This window comes from Candidatus Acidulodesulfobacterium acidiphilum, assembly GCA_008534395.1.
Taxonomy (GTDB): Bacteria; SZUA-79; SZUA-79; order Acidulodesulfobacterales; family Acidulodesulfobacteraceae; genus Acidulodesulfobacterium_A; species Acidulodesulfobacterium_A acidiphilum.
On sequence record SHMQ01000009.1, the window covers coordinates 71,157 to 86,386 of the forward strand.

The following is a 15,230-nucleotide window of genomic DNA, read 5'->3' on the forward strand; positions in this document are numbered from 1 at the left end:
TCAATTAACACATAAAGTTCATTGCGGAAAATTAATCTGACACCTTTTTCTTTTGTTTTTTTACCTTCTTAAAGTTATACCGAAACGGTTATTAAGTTCTTTAATCAAGCCGTCTCTTAATTCATTGACTTCATCCATAGTAAGCGTTCTATCGTCGGCAATAGCGTCGTATCTTATAAGAAAAGATATTTTGCCTTCATCTATCTGTTTGCCGGTATAAACATCTTCAAGCCTGACGTTTTTAATTAATGCCGAATATCCTTTAATGACTTTTTCTATAGAAGCATACTGAATGTTTTTATCGCATACTATAGAAATATCCTGTTCAATTTCAGGATATCTGTTAGGCGGTATGAAAGTTTTTTTATTCGAGATATATTCTTTAATATGGTCTAAATCAAACTCGAATGCAAAAACCTTGCTTTCTATTTTAAATTCGTCTAATATTTCTTTCTTAATTTCGCCGAAAATTCCGACTTTAGCTTTGCCGGCGGTAATTTCCAAAGATGCATTTTCGTTATAAAAACTTGCATCCTGTGTTTTATCGAACGAAAATTTTTTTATTCCGGATTCTTTAAGTAAAAATTCGACGACGCCTTTTCCTGTATAAAATTCAGTATCGCGGCTCGAACTCTTAATGCCGGTACAGAAGCATCCGCATAAAACGTTTTTTTCGTTAACCGGCATACCGTCGGTATTTTCTCCTATATAAGCTTTTCCTATTTCAAAAATTTTAATATTTTTATATTTTCTGTAATTTTGCTGAACCGACCTTAAAATATCGGGTATAAGATTTATCCTGAAAAAAGCATAATCTGCGGAAATATAATTTTTAAGCTCTAAAACCGAATTTCTGCCTATGGAAGAATTCGTAACCGATATATTTATTTCTTTTTCGCCGGTAAGAGACGGCGAAATTATCTCGGTAAATCCGGCATATCTTAATAAATTTCTGTAAAGCCTGTATGTTTCGAAATTTGCGTTTTTTAACGGAGGAGCAAGTAAGCCCAAAGGCATAGACGACTTTATATTATCGTAACCATATATTCTTAATACATCTTCGTATATATTTACGGTTTCGCCGATATCCATCCTGAAATAGGGCGGGGAAACTTTAAGAGCCTTATTTTCTTCAACAGAAGGTTCGACGCGATACCCCAAGTTAGACAAAACGGTTTGAGCTTTTTTATTTACTGCCGAATCACCAGAAAATTCCGATAAAACGCTAAGGTCTATTTCATAAATTTTAGAGGTTTTATCATCCTTTATATCGTAAGCATAGCATTTGATTTCGATATCGCCTTCATATTTGCGAAGAAGTTGCAGAAAACGTTTAATAGCATATATGCTTAAAGCGGGGCTTATCCCTTTTTCGAAGCGCGTCGAGGCATCCGTCCTTAAAGAAAGCGTCCTTGAAGTCTTTCTTATTCTAGACATATTGAAATTAGCCGATTCTACGATAATATCTGCAGTGTCGTTGTCTATTTCGCTATTTGCGGAACCCATTATTCCTGCTATAGCGATAATTTTATTTTTATCGGCTATAACTATATCTCCATCCGATAATTTTCTTTCTTTTCCGTCTAAAGTAACGGCGGTTTCTCCTTTTAACGCAAATCGCACGTTAATTGCGTTTCCGTCAAGTTTTGAAGCATCGAATGCATGCAGCGGCTGTGAAGTTTCCATCATTACGATATTAGTTAAATCGACTATATTATTAATCGGCCTTATGCCGCTTTTCATAAGCTTATTTTTAATATGCAAATCCGATTCTTTTATTTTTAAACCAGATATTTTTACCGCTATATAAGACGGCGCTATTTCTTCTTCAGCTATATTAACGCTTAATTCATTTCTATCGGAAACATATTTTTCGCCGGCGTTTATATTAACGCCCTCGTATATTTCAGGTAAAAGTATCTTTTTATCTAATATTGCCGCTAACTCATACGCAAATCCCATAATTCCAAAAAGATCCGGTCTGTTTGGCTCAAGATCGAATTCTAAAACCGTATCGTCAAGTTCAAAAATATCGAATGCAGACATACCTGTTTTTAAAAAAGGAAATTCTGCTATCGAATCTATATTTAACTGGAGTCCCAAATCTTTTTCAGAACAGAAAGCGGCTTCGGAAACCACGCCGAATATAGCCTTATCCCTAATTTTTAATCCGTGGTCGAATACGGTGCCTTTTGTAGCTATAAGAGGTTTGTCTCCAACTTTTACGTTTAGTCCCTCTTTGGTAAACACTATCCTTTTAACTCCTAAGGTTTCTCCTGCGTAAACTTCGGCTATGCCGAACTTATCGTTGGAAGGATGCGGCGCAATACTTTTTATTTCACCGAGTACGATATTTTGAAACGACTTTTTTTGCGAATAATAAGGAAATATTTTTTCTACTTCCATAGTTCTGCCGTTTAAAAGAGAGGCTACTTTTTCGGGCTCCGTTTTAAAATAAACAAATTCTCTAAGCCAGTTCAAGCTTACTTTCAATTTTAATTCCTCCGATTATTTTATGAAAAAGGTGTCAGATTAATTTTACGCAAAATTTTTTATCTTTAATTGTTTATTTTAGTACGCGTAAAATAAAATCTGACACCTTTTTCTTAGATATTTTATAGTCATTATAACATATTCAAGAGATTTTTGCCGCTCTATTGCAGGATTAAAGTTTCTTTTATCTTTTCCGTTTTATTACGGATACGGAATTGAATTCTGGCACTTCCAATTTGTGACGGTGCCAGAATTGAATTCTGGCACTTCCGATTTGTGACGGTGCCAGAATTGAATTCTGGCACTTCCGATTTGTGACGGGGACAGAATTGAATTCTGGCACCGTATCTATATAATGTCAAACAGACCTGGCTGTGTCAGGCGGTCGTCTTCGGCAAACTTTTCCGCGTAAAGTTTATTATGGACGTCATGCATTTCTTCTAAAGACGCGCCTAAATCCGGAATAAAATCTCCACGTAACTTTACTCCAAAAACCCCGACTTGTCCGTAAAGGGATTTCAATCCTTCATTTTCGTAAGAATTCATTAAATTTAAGTTGTACTCCGGAATAAAAACCGGACGTTTTTGTTTAATAGAAAAACCGCAAGTTTTCATAGTTCCGCTTTTTATAGGCGAAGATAACGCAAAAGTTCCAAGCGAAGAACCGCTCTGCAGTCTGTCCCTTGCCACTAAATTTTTGGAAGATATAGGTTCGTGCGGCGAAAGTTCCGAAACCAGCGCTCCCCCATTTAATATTATTTCATTATACAAATCCCTATTCTCGGGGGGATATACCGGGGAAAGAAGTCCTGAACCAAGAAAGGCTATAGTATATCCGTTGTTCTTTAATACAGTCCTGTGAGCCGCCGAATCTATCCCTAATGCAAGTCCGCTTATTATAGCATAACCTGAAGAACATAGTTCCGAGGTTATATCCTCTGCAAGTTTAACCGCATATTCCGGCGGTTTTCTCTGCCCTACGACGGCGGCCGCTATTTTTAAGTCCTCTTTTAATGTCCCTTTATAATAAAGAATTAAAGGCTTATTTTTAATTTTGCGTAAATTTGCCGGATATAAAGAAGAATTAAAAGTTATTATTTTAACGCCGTTTTTAGAAGCCTCGTCAATTTCTTTTATGGCATCGAAAAAAGCCGTCTTTATAACTCTTTGATTTATTAATATCTTAACGTAATCTATTTTTAAACCTGTTTTAATAAAATCGGACTTATCGGCGTTAAAAATTTCGCATGGACTGCCGAATGCATTAATTAAAAAAATTATATGCCTGTTCTGCAGGCCCTTTATTTTTTTAAGCGCTAAAGTGCATATAATATCGTCCATTAAATATCCCCGCCCGCAAAATTTATAATATCTTCTTCCTTGGGCGTTTTACCGAGAAATATTCCTGTTACAGCGCTTGCCCCCTCTTTTAATAATGCGTTTTTTATAATATTAAAAGTAGTTCCCGTAGTTATAATGTCGTCGAAAATTATTATTTTTTTTGATTTATAATTATACTTATACTCAAACGATATATTATTTAAGTCCTTTTTTTTCAATTCTATATTATTCTCGATATGCCCTGGTTTGTGACCTTTAGTGCATACTAAAGCCTTTTCGTAAGTAGAAATAGTTCCCAGCGCCGAAAGATACATGCATACCTGAGAATTAGGATAAACGTCCAAATATGAATTGCTCGGCGGAACCGGAAGTATTAAATCGTAAAAATAAAAATAATTATATATAATATTGTTCAATATTTTTATAAAAAAAGCTACGGCCTTATAATCGCCCTTTTTATATTTTAAAATTAAATCGGAATATTTTACGCTTGAAGGTAACCTGCGCTTGCCAAAGAGATATTTTTTATTTTCCGGAATATAATAATCTAAATAAAAATATTCTCCGTTGCCGCCTATTTTTATATTCATATTATTTTGAAGCATTATCAATATTATTATTATTAATAAACTTTGCCATTGATTTTATAAAATTAAATCGTTAATAAATCGACAATTTAATATGATAAATCTTTATCTTAAAAATTTCAATTTTAATATATCTAACTCTATAGGGATACTGCTTTCTTCCGACAATGAATGCAGCCATTTTATTAAAAAAATCGAAGATTTAAACGTAAAATGCAAATTTTTTACTTTTGAAGATTTAAAAAAAAATTTTAATATAGACGGCGCAATTGAATCCCCTTTAAGTTTTCCTTTTAAAAATATTAAAAACGTTTTATCGGCACAAGCGGTTTTTTTAAGCGCTATAACATTGAATTCGCTTTCTGACGCCGTCTTATTGAACGCCGTCTGCGACTTTGCGCTAAATAACGACATTATTTTAGGCATAACGACGGAAACGACTTTTAACGGCGCTAACGATTTAACAAGTTTATATGACAACATGCTAATCGAAAAAAATTATTACGAAAATTTAATAATCGATATTTACAAATCGCGTTTAAAAATGCTTTTAAAAACAAGAATTTTAGCTTCGTCAAAACACGGCGGATACACGGAATCTATTGACTTGTTTATCAATAAAATGAAAACTATACGTTTTAATCCTAAAATTAATAATACAAATTTATTTTTTTTAAATTCTGAAAAATTCGCCGTGAGTATTAATATAACGCCGCCGCACAAAAATATACAGGCGACCGGACAAGCGGCGGAATCTATTTCTCAAAATGAAATTAATCTAAATACAAATTTATTAGACATGCACTTTTACCAAAAAGAGCTGTTCGATAAAATTAAAATATTTTTAAATACCGCAAAAAATTTTAAAGAAAAAACGGTTTTAAAAAGAATCGGAGGGGCTACCGAAAAAAGGACGCAAAATTTGGAACTAAGCAAAATTCAAAAAATATCGATAAAAGAAACAAATACGGCACTTCTTATAATAGCAGGCGCAGGAGCGGGTAAAACTAAAGTAATAGTCGATAAATTCTTATATTTATTAAATTTTTTTTCCGCAGATTCGATACTTGTTCTGACTTTTACCAATAACGCCGTAACCGAAATAAAAAACAGGATAGCAAAAAAATTAAATATTAACGAATATGGCGCATTTATAAACAATAGGATTTTAAATATTTCAACTTACCACAGTTTTTTCTATTCGATAATAAAAGAATTTTATAGCGAACTTGGATATCAATCTGCTCCTTCGGTTTCAGATGGAAAAATTGGAGAGTCCTCGTCGAATAATAAATGCACTAATGAATTATCTATAACTTACGATGAAATTATTTTAAATATAGTAAAACTTTTTCAAAACGATTCCATAGTAAGCGAAATATCGTCAAGATTTAAATATATATTAGTCGATGAATATCAGGATTTAGATTTTTTGAGCGATTATTTAATAAAAAAAATAGACGCGTGCAAGGGTAAAGTTATGTATGCCGGAGACGACGACCAGTCGATATATGGATTTAACGGAGGAGATTTATTTAATATTCTGTCGTTCGACCTGTTTTTCCCTTCAGGCAAGGTGTTCGTTTTTCAGAATAATTACAGGTCAAACCGGACTATAGTAGAATTTTGCAATTCAATATTGAATAACATAAAATTCAGATATCCAAAAAAAATAATTGCAACAAAGAATATGATATATGACGGGGCAGTCGATATTATAGATTTTAAAAATAAAAGCGAAGAAGAAAAATTTATAGAAAAAAAAGCGGCGAATTATTTTAAAAGCGGAAAGAAAACTGCTGTTTTAGTAAGAACAAAAAAGGAAAAATCTAAATTTCTGGCTATTCCTAATTTAACCGATTTTTGCTCGGTATCGACCATACATGCAGGCAAAGGTTTGGAGTATGACGTAGTATTTATATCCATTTTAAAAAAAGCTTATTTGAAAAAAGATAACAGACCGTCCGATTTTAAAATTCATCCTTTCTTAAATTTTTTTAAAACAGCTCATACGTTTAAACTAACGGATATATTCATCGACGACGAGGTAAGGCTTTTTTACGTTGCCGCTTCAAGAGCTAAAGAAAAACTTTATATAACTTATTCGGGAGAAATTTCTGATTTTTTAAAACGTTAAAACTGGTTTAAGATATCGAGGCTGCCCTGATATAAAAGCCGCAAATCGTTGATATTGTATTTAAGCATAACTATTCTGTCGAATCCCATTCCAAAGGCAAAACCTTTATATTCTTGCGGGTCTATGCCTGCATATTTAAAAACGTTGGGATGCACCATTCCGCATGGAATTACTTCTATCCAGCCGGTATTTTTACAGACTCCGCATCCTCTTCCGCCGCAGAATACGCATTCTATATCAAGATCTAAACCCGGTTCAACAAAAGGATAAAAAGCAGGCCTGAAACGTGTTTTTCTTGCGCCGAGAAGGTGTTTTACTGTCTCTTCCAATATTCCTTTTAAATCCGAAAGTTTAACGTTTTTATCTACGAAAAGGCCTTCCATTTGATTAAACATAAAAAGGTGCGTCGCATCCACGGCTTCATATCTGTAACATCTGCCCGGCGCAATTATCCTTAAGGGCAGTTCTTTTTTTTCGAGGGTTCGAGCTTGAACGCTGGACGTGTGCGTTCTCGGCACCAAACCGTTCAGCAGATAAAAAGTATCCCATACGTCTCTTGCGGGATGATCCGCCGGAATATTTAACGCATCGAAATTATAATAAGTAGTTTCTATTTCAGGGCCTTCGACTATTTGGAAACCCATAGACGTAAAAAAATCGGCCGCTTCTTCCAGTACAGCAGTTATCGGGTGTTTATGAAATCTTTCTATCTGTTTTCCGGGTATTGTAAGGTCTATTTTATATTCGTCGAAAAATTTTTTATTTTCTCCTGAAAAAAGTTCTATTTTTTTTGTATTATAAATTGCTTCTATCTCGTTTTTGACTTCATTCGATTTTTTTCCTATAATTTTTTTTTCTTCTATAGAATATGAACCGATATTATGTAAAATCTCCGTCAGCTTGCCTTTTTTTCCCATAAAAGCCTTAAAGATGCCGTCTAATTCATTTAAATCCTTGGCGGAATCCAAAGATATTTTTGCTTCTTCAAAGATTTTATTTATAGTATTTATAATTTCTATGTTTTTTTCCATTATTATATATTACCAAACTTTATATAATTATTTCAACAAAGTTTTTATCCCTCTACTTTATTCCTTCCGAAATCTTTTGCCTTATATAAATTATCGTCTGCAATTTTTAGCAGACTGCTTAACATTTCGTCCGGATCGTTATTTTTTCCGGCTATTTCTATATTTTTATCGGATAGCAACTGTTTTATATCCGAAACTCCTACGGATATGGTAATATTCAAATTTAAATTTTCTTTCGGAGTATAAATTTTATTTTCTATATAAACCCTTAATTTTTCCATTAAATTCATAGCTTTTTCTTTACTTGTATCCGGTAAAACTACTACGAACTCATCCCCGCCGTATCTTGTTATTATGTCCTGTTTTCTGAGTAAAACGCTTTTTAAATCGTTGGTAAATTCGACCAGCATTGCGTCCCCTATATTGTGTCCGTAATTATCGTTTATATTTTTAAACTTATCGATGTCCAATATAGCGCAGGAAAGATTCGTCGAATTTCTTGCAGCCCTGACTATTTCTCTTTTTACGAACTCGTACATAAATCTTCTGTTATGTATGCCAGTTAAAGAATCGGTAAGCGCAAGCTCCCTGTTCGTCTCTATTAATATCAGCTTAGCAAAAACCGGAGACGCTATGTTTATTATCTCTTTTATCAAGTCGATAATTTCTTGGGTAAAGAAATGCTTATCTTCGGAATCTATAGAAATAGTGCCGGCAATTTCATCGCTTATTTTTAACGGAAAACACGTATAACTGCCGGCAGTACCTTTAAATTCGCAATTATCTACGGTATCGTTCAGATTATTATTTTTTCCATTTTTTAAAAGTTTGCAGTTCGACAGATAATCTTCGTATTCTATATTTGCGGTTTTCAGTATAATTTTATCCGCATTTTCGGAATTGTCCGTCTCCGGCGGCGAACCTTTTTTTCTGTCGTAAATCAAAGATGTGACTGTTTTTTTATTAACGGTATCGAACATGTTGATATGAAGAGAATCAGGTAGTCCGCCGCCAGGTTTTTTTATTGAACAAAGACCTTCCGCAAAAGTTTTGACGGCATATTCAAGGGTAAAAACTATAGATAACTTATACGATAAATCGTTTAACAAGCTAAGCTTCTTTATTATAAAGTTGTTCTCCTTTTGTTTTTCAATTATGGTATTATTTAAAACAGTTATAGCTTTAGCAAATTCGTAAAATTCATTTTCCTTATTTTTATATTTTGCCTCAAGGCCTAATTCTTTAGGATTATTAGGATCTATACTTTCTATGTTTTTCAAAAGATCGTAGAAAGGTTTTGAAAATCTTTTGCTTATGAAAACAAAAATCAGTATAGTTAAAATATATAACGCTATAAAAAAAATTATAGACGTATAAAGCTTAGAAAGATGCCTGAGCCATGCATATTGCTTTATGCCGACACCAAATATCCCTATAATTTTACCGCCGTAATTTTTTATAGGTACGTTATATATATAAAAAGGCGTGCCGTCCACGTTTATCGATGTATAAACGCTTATACCTTTTTTTAAAACCAAAAGCTGTTTTTTTGTTGCCATCTGCGACAAACCTTCATATTTATTATTTTTAACAAAAGAAATAGCAGACCTTTCGGAACCGTAATAAATACCGATATTTGAAGGTATATGTTTTTTTATTCGGATATTTTTTAAATAATCGCTGGTGACGTGTCTGTTTAGAATAATCAAATAACCGTTATTTTTATGCAGCAGACGATAAATCACGGTAATATTTATGAGCCTGTCTGATTTATCTCTGGCGAAGCCCATAAATATGTAACGGTTTTTTGTAAGTATTATTCTTTTCAATTTGCCGTAATATTGCCTTGATGCTTTAACTTTTTCGGAATATTTCTTGTATTTAAATTTTTTAATATAATCTATTTTACCGTTTTTTATTTTTACAAAGACTATACTGGATATTTTTTTAGAATCGGCTGTTTTTTGTATAAATCTGAAATTAAAATTATGAGCTACAATCTCGTTGGCTTTTTCAAGCATATAATTTTTTTCGCTTAAAAAGGCCATAGTTACGGACATCAAGTTCGATTTTAGCTCTTCTTTTAATGATTTCCGGCTGTATAAGGCAATATAGTGAATGGCTATGAATATTCCTACCGAAAAAATAATAATATTCGACAGGATAAAGAGGAAATAAATTTTAAATTTTATAGAATTAAGATTTATTTTCGGCATTTTTTCTTTTTTTTTAATATACCTCTATTATTTAGTATATAACTACATTTGCGCAATTTCAACGAATCGAAGTTATGCAAATCCCTTTTTTATAAAGAAAAAATGCCGCAAACTAAATATTATTCTATTTCAAGAAAATACCTTTGAAAGGATTTGCATAAAAAAGAATAAACGTAATCAGCAAGGCATAAAGCGCTAATGATTCCATAATAGCCATACCGGTTATCATCCAGACGATTAATTTTTTTTCCATGCCCGGATTTCTTCCTATTGATTCAAGCGCCCCTCTTACCGCGTTACCCATGCCTACGCCTGCGCCGATAACGCCTAGTCCTATAGCCAACCCTCCGCCAAGCGCAGAAAGGCCAAAAAATAAGCTTTTAGAAAATAATACGGAATTATTCGCCGCATGCTGCTGAACGGGCGCAGTTGCGGCTATGGCTTTCGCCGCAAAACATTTTACGCCGTAAACGGAAACAGATAAAAAAGTAAGAATAAAAACGAGATATTTCATAATTTAAAACCCTCCGGTTTAATTTTATAATTTTTAAAAATTTAATTTTATTTTATAAATTGAATTCTAATGTTCTTCTTCTAACGACAGCGCAATATATATAATTGCAAGCAGGTAAAACACGAACGCCTGCATTAAATCGGTAAATATCTGCATATACATCATAATTGCCGGAATTGCCCATGGAAGAAGGAACAGCAAAACGGTAACCATAAATTCTTCCGCAAAAATATTTGCGAATAAACGCAGAGCATGTGAAAAAGGACGGGATAATGCCGACATAATTTCGATTATTATCATTATCGGCGCAATTATTAAAAGAGGTCCTAAAAATTTTTTTATGTATTTAGCTTTATGTTTTTTAATGCCTACCGCGTGAGATAGAAAGAAAACTATTAAAGCCAGCGTCGCAGTGGTATCTATAGTCGCCGTAGGCGAAGTAAAGCCTGGGATAGAACCTATTAAATTTGAAAAAAGGATAAACACCGAAAACGATGCAATTAACGGCAAATATACCGCTCCTTCTTCACCTATGATTTCTTTTAAAAAATATTCCGTCATTATATAAATAAGCTCAAAAAAGCTCTGTAAACCTCCCGGCACGACCTTAAGACTTCTTCCTGCAATAAATGCAACTATCAGTAAGCCCGCCATAACTATGACGGTCATAGTCCAGTAAACCGGTATGCCCTGTATGTTAATTAATATTGGAGCTTTTAACATATTTTTTACTATTATTTATTATAGTTTATTTAAAAAAGATTTATTCTTCTGCCCAATAATTAAGGTTATGTTTGAAAGAAATCCACAACAGCGATACGGAAATAGGGGTTATAGTAATTCCTACGGCTATTAAAACAAAATTAAGTTTAAAAAATTTATTTAATATTATAAAAAAAACCGATATTATGAGCAAGTCTTTTATCAGATTTAAGTTTAATTTAAAAGAATTAATTTTTTTAATATTTTTAAAAATATATAATGTTGTATCGACAAATAAAAAAAATGAAATTATAAATCCTGCAAATATATCCGCAATTCCGTCGATTTTAGCTAAAAACACCTTTATTATCAGCGACGTTATTAACGAAATAACAGTGCCGTAAATAAAGGTTTTCGATATAATCTGAAATTTTAAAGATTTTTTAAGGTTTTTCATTAAGTTCTCTTTTAACCGCTTTATATATTTCGTAAATTCCTGCTATAAATCCTAAAGCAGAAAATATAATCAGAAAAAGATATTTAAAATTAAGATATTTATCTATTTCTATTCCTATAAAGACGCCTATTAAAACCGATATAATTATGTTTAAACCAAGCGAACTCATTCTTGCAATCTGTTTTATAAATTCTTTGTCCATAATAATAAAAAGGCATTTACCGTATTATAATTATATCATTTATATCATTTATTACGATATAAAATATATTAATACGGCAAATGCCTTAGAAAAACTGCCTTATGTTAAATTATTTCTTAACGGCTTTTTTTGTTTTTTTCGCTTTAGCCGGTTTTGCGGCATTAGACGGAGTTCCCCATGGCAAAGATGCAGGAGGAGCCCATTTTTTATGTTCTTTTGCTAAATGCTGATTATAGGCTATGATATTTAACGAATTTAAATAATGTATAACTGTTTTCGCCTCGGCAGTGGTAATAGGGCATCCGTTAGTATCTTTCATTTGATGAATAACTAGATGTTCCCAAGGCCCGTATGCTTTTCCGTTATACCTTTCGACTCTGTTTAACGTATGACATATAACGCACTTATCGTGTAAAAGACCAAACCCTTTTTTAACCGGCCATGGATAAACAATCGGCGGTACATATTTGGTTCCGTTCAGGTTCATGGTCTGATAAATAATCCTGTTTGTACCCCTTGCGGCAATTTTCATATATCCCATGACGGGAACGTTAACCGCTACGCATAATCCAGCTAATATTAAAAAAATTTGAGGAAATTTAGAAATATTCCCAAATTTAAAATTAGGCGTCAGGTCTTTTAAATAATAGCCGAGAACTAAAAAACCGGTAACAAACAATCCTGCCAGCGACAGATATTTTACAGGCTGCATGTTTCCTAATACGCCCATACTTAAAGGCAGCATTCCAAAACCTAAAGAAACGAGACCGACTATTATAAGAAATATAATTAAACCGACCGAAACCGTAGGTTTATTTTTATCTCTTCCGTTAATAAGTTTCCAGAGCATGTATATATACTGTAATACCAATGATGCTCCAAGCGTACCTAGAAATGTGTACATGATCCACTGATATTTTCCGAGCATTATCCTGTTAAAACCGTGACTCGACGTTGCCCTGAAATGTTTAAACCAGCCGAAATACACTATGGGATACGTAACCAGAAACATAACGGTTATAATACTGGCAAACGAACCTAACCAATCGTAAAATTCTTTGTCTTCCTGTTTAGAAGATATTATATATCTTATTCCCGCCCATATAGCAAGCAGCGCTCCGGCAAGGGCAAAAATTTCGATATTTTTTTCTATAATCATAAGCAGAACCATAGGCGTCCTTATAGCCGTCTGAGGTGTCGGTCCCATTGTATAGCTTTCCGAAATCGTATAAAAAACGTCTGAAGCAAAACCCGCCAAAAACGCAATTATGCCGATAAATAGATTCCAACCCTGATGTTTTCCCTGGCCTTTTCTATCAAAGCCTACATAATATAAGGCTCCGAAAACAAGAAACACAAGCAAAAAATCCATCGATAACGCTATTACTCCGGGCTGTAATTTATTAATTAGTATCCAAAAATTTGGAATTCCATTTCTTAGAAGGCTTAAGAAGTAAAAATAAATTATAGTCTGTATCGTACCTATAACTAAGGCGCACATTATCAGCGGCTTAGCAAGCCTGAAATATCTGTCCTCTTTTTTAAATATCCCTATATACTGGGATATAAAGGCAATCGCCATAAAGCCGAGCGCGAGCCTGTTTATAAATAGATTTATTATATCTATAACACCTAAATTCATCGTATTTACTCCTCTTTTTATTTATACGGTAGCAGGCGCTTTTGGTTCGCCGCCGATTAATGTTAAGTAAACTAACAAAAGGAGAAACAAAATCCCAAGTACTGTTGCCGCAGGTCTTTTAAATGGACTTCTTTCGTGCCCCCTGTCTATAAAAGGCAATGCAAAGAGTATCGCAAAACCTAACGATGGAACAAGAAATGTGGAAAATATTATAAGTCCGTGACCGGGGAAATATTTAAGAAGTTCCTCGTTTGCCAAGAAATACCAGTCGGCTTCCGGCGCAAAATTTAAAGCAAGAGGTCTGTACATAGGCCCTATAGCCGCTCCGTAATAAACGGCGAGGAAATAAATCACGGCAAATACTCCCAGCGCTACAATCATGTCTTTAAACAGTTGGTCAGGAAAAAATGGAACGGTTGCATCCGCATGTTTCCATTTGTTAACATCGTCGTCGGGCAATTTGCTGTTTTTGTATTCCAGCGCCATACCCTGCTCTCCTGTCTTCCTAACAAGGAAAATATGAATCGGTATGAACATAATAACTACTATAGGTAAAAGCCAAACGTGAATAGCAAATATATGCTGCATAGTTAAAACCGACGTTTCGGTTCCGCCTTTTACTAAAATCCTTATAAAACCTCCAATGAGCGGAACATGGGATGCTACGTTATCTAAAACGTTTATCGTCCACCACGAATTTTCGTTTCCTACGAGCATATATCCGGTCAAACCAAGTATAACTACGACTGAAAATAAAACCATTCCTGCAACCCACTGCATTTCTCTAGGTTTTTTATAAGAACCTGAAAAATAAACCCTAGACATATGCACCAGAAGGATGAAAATCATAGTAAATGCACCCCATAAGTGGATGCCTAGCACGATATTACCCATTAGAACATGATGCTTTAAAAAATAAGTGGAGTTTCTTGCCATGGGAAAATACGGCACGTAATAAAACAAAAGGAACATTCCCGTTACTACCTGAATTATGAAAAGAAAAGCGAGCAAACTGCCGAAAGTATATGCCCAACCGCCCCTAGCAGGTATTCTTTCGCCGTTAAACTCGTTTATTAGTTCGGTGAGACCAATTCTTTCGTCAAACCATTCCTGAATTTTTTTAAACATCAGATCCCCCTATCCTTTGGATTATCGATAAACTTATTTTGAATTAAAACTTTGCCGCTATTTACTTTATGAACCCATTGATATAAAGGTCTTGGAGGCGGACCGCCCACTACTTTGCCGAGAACGTTAAACATACCGCCGTGACATGGGCATAAGAATTTTTGTCTTGCGGCTATCCAGTGAAGAGGACATCCTAAATGCGTACATTGATTTGAAAAAAAATAAAGTTTTCCGGTTATGTCTTTAACTACTACAACCTGCCTAGGAAGCGTGTTTATTGTCCACCCTTCTTTAACTCTGAAATAAACAGGAACAAACTTTGGCGTTAAGGGCTCGATTTTTTTTAAGTCGTCGATTTTTCCTAGTTCAGCCCATACTATGTCTCTTTTTTTGAACAATGGACTTAAAATTTCGCCAAGTATAGGTATTGCAACGGCAACGCCTATTACGGCCGAAATTAATCCGATTACAACGGTCATAAAAGTTCGCCTTGACGGCGAATCTTCCGAACTTTTAGTCATTTTACCCCCCTTATTAAAATAATTTATTTAATTATGCATATGGTTTTAACCCTTAAAATCTGCGGTATTTTTTAAACTCTAAATATAATTTTTTATCACTTAAGAAGCAAAAAGTCAATATATTTTTTTCCAAATGTTAATAACTTTTAAAATGTCTATATATAAATAACTTTTAATTTGTCTATTCCTTAACTAAAAATAATAATAAAATAGCGGATAACACCACTAACGCAAATTAAGGAGGTTATCCGCTTATGAA

Annotated in this window: 13 protein-coding genes; 1 reads left to right on the forward strand and 12 read right to left on the reverse strand. The window is 33.8% G+C overall.

Going from position 1 to position 15,230, the window contains the following annotated elements:
• Positions 1-60: 60 nt before the first annotated feature.
• From EVJ48_04460 to EVJ48_04470, 3 genes are all read right to left on the reverse strand, one after another.
• Positions 61-2,493, reverse strand: coding sequence for a phenylalanine--tRNA ligase subunit beta (locus EVJ48_04460; GenBank protein RZV39598.1), 2,433 nt, complete (start codon positions 2,491-2,493; stop codon positions 61-63).
• 348 nt (positions 2,494-2,841) lie between these two features.
• Entirely contained in the window at positions 2,842-3,834 is a 993-nt protein-coding gene (locus EVJ48_04465) for a DNA-processing protein DprA (GenBank protein ID RZV39599.1), read from the reverse strand.
• Complete coding sequence (locus EVJ48_04470; protein RZV39600.1) at positions 3,834-4,424, reverse strand: hypothetical protein; 591 nt, start codon at positions 4,422-4,424, stop codon at positions 3,834-3,836. Before EVJ48_04470 ends, EVJ48_04465 begins: the two co-directional genes overlap by 1 nt.
• A gap of 91 nt (positions 4,425-4,515) precedes the next feature.
• On the opposite strand from EVJ48_04470, the gene EVJ48_04475 reads away from it, so the two are divergent.
• Positions 4,516-6,558, forward strand: a complete 2,043-nt coding sequence (locus EVJ48_04475) for a hypothetical protein (GenBank protein RZV39601.1) — start codon at positions 4,516-4,518, stop codon at positions 6,556-6,558.
• On the opposite strand, the gene EVJ48_04480 is transcribed toward EVJ48_04475, so the two are convergent.
• The 9 genes from EVJ48_04480 to EVJ48_04520 form a co-directional block, all read right to left on the reverse strand.
• Positions 6,555-7,571: a phenylalanine--tRNA ligase subunit alpha gene (locus EVJ48_04480; GenBank protein RZV39613.1), complete on the reverse strand. Its 1,017-nt coding sequence runs from the start codon at positions 7,569-7,571 to the stop codon at positions 6,555-6,557. The genes EVJ48_04475 and EVJ48_04480 overlap by 4 nt on opposite strands.
• A 62-nt stretch (positions 7,572-7,633) precedes the next feature.
• The gene (locus EVJ48_04485) at positions 7,634-9,805 is read right to left on the reverse strand and encodes a diguanylate cyclase (protein RZV39602.1); all 2,172 of its coding nucleotides are present in this window, start codon (positions 9,803-9,805) and stop codon (positions 7,634-7,636) included.
• 124 nt (positions 9,806-9,929) lie between these two features.
• Positions 9,930-10,319, reverse strand: a complete 390-nt coding sequence (locus tag EVJ48_04490; GenBank protein RZV39603.1) for an ATP synthase F0 subunit C — start codon at positions 10,317-10,319, stop codon at positions 9,930-9,932.
• A 66-nt stretch (positions 10,320-10,385) separates the two neighbouring features.
• The gene (gene atpB / locus EVJ48_04495) at positions 10,386-11,042 is read right to left on the reverse strand and encodes an ATP synthase F0 subunit A (GenBank protein RZV39604.1); all 657 of its coding nucleotides are present in this window, start codon (positions 11,040-11,042) and stop codon (positions 10,386-10,388) included.
• Between the two features lie 40 nt (positions 11,043-11,082).
• Positions 11,083-11,478 (reverse strand): hypothetical protein, encoded by a 396-nt coding sequence (locus EVJ48_04500; protein RZV39605.1) that lies wholly within the window; start codon positions 11,476-11,478, stop codon positions 11,083-11,085.
• Positions 11,465-11,680 carry an AtpZ/AtpI family protein gene (locus EVJ48_04505; protein ID RZV39606.1) on the reverse strand — a complete coding sequence of 72 codons (216 nt, stop codon included), beginning with the start codon at positions 11,678-11,680 and terminating at the stop codon, positions 11,465-11,467. The genes EVJ48_04500 and EVJ48_04505 overlap by 14 nt, the downstream gene beginning before the upstream one ends.
• 109 nt (positions 11,681-11,789) lie before the next feature.
• On the reverse strand, positions 11,790-13,322 hold the full coding sequence (locus EVJ48_04510; GenBank protein ID RZV39607.1) for a hypothetical protein: 1,533 nt from the start codon (positions 13,320-13,322) through the stop codon (positions 11,790-11,792).
• A 21-nt stretch (positions 13,323-13,343) separates the two neighbouring features.
• On the reverse strand, positions 13,344-14,450 hold the full coding sequence (locus tag EVJ48_04515; protein ID RZV39608.1) for a cytochrome bc complex cytochrome b subunit: 1,107 nt from the start codon (positions 14,448-14,450) through the stop codon (positions 13,344-13,346).
• Positions 14,450-14,971, reverse strand: a complete 522-nt coding sequence (locus EVJ48_04520; protein RZV39609.1) for a ubiquinol-cytochrome c reductase iron-sulfur subunit — start codon at positions 14,969-14,971, stop codon at positions 14,450-14,452. The genes EVJ48_04515 and EVJ48_04520 overlap by 1 nt, the downstream gene beginning before the upstream one ends.
• Positions 14,972-15,230 lie beyond the last annotated feature (259 nt).

Coding starts and splice junctions, on each gene's coding strand:
- EVJ48_04520 (RZV39609.1), bottom strand. CDS start 14,971: ATGACTAAAAGTTCGGAAGATTCGCCGTCAAGGCGAACTTTTATGACC.
- EVJ48_04485 (RZV39602.1), bottom strand. CDS start 9,805: ATGCCGAAAATAAATCTTAATTCTATAAAATTTAAAATTTATTTCCTC.
- EVJ48_04470 (RZV39600.1), bottom strand. CDS start 4,424: ATGAATATAAAAATAGGCGGCAACGGAGAATATTTTTATTTAGATTAT.
- atpB (RZV39604.1), bottom strand. CDS start 11,042: ATGTTAAAAGCTCCAATATTAATTAACATACAGGGCATACCGGTTTAC.
- EVJ48_04465 (RZV39599.1), bottom strand. CDS start 3,834: ATGGACGATATTATATGCACTTTAGCGCTTAAAAAAATAAAGGGCCTG.
- EVJ48_04500 (RZV39605.1), bottom strand. CDS start 11,478: ATGAAAAACCTTAAAAAATCTTTAAAATTTCAGATTATATCGAAAACC.
- EVJ48_04475 (RZV39601.1), top strand. CDS start 4,516: ATGATAAATCTTTATCTTAAAAATTTCAATTTTAATATATCTAACTCT.
- EVJ48_04515 (RZV39608.1), bottom strand. CDS start 14,450: ATGTTTAAAAAAATTCAGGAATGGTTTGACGAAAGAATTGGTCTCACC.
- EVJ48_04490 (RZV39603.1), bottom strand. CDS start 10,319: ATGAAATATCTCGTTTTTATTCTTACTTTTTTATCTGTTTCCGTTTAC.
- EVJ48_04505 (RZV39606.1), bottom strand. CDS start 11,680: ATGGACAAAGAATTTATAAAACAGATTGCAAGAATGAGTTCGCTTGGT.
- EVJ48_04510 (RZV39607.1), bottom strand. CDS start 13,322: ATGAATTTAGGTGTTATAGATATAATAAATCTATTTATAAACAGGCTC.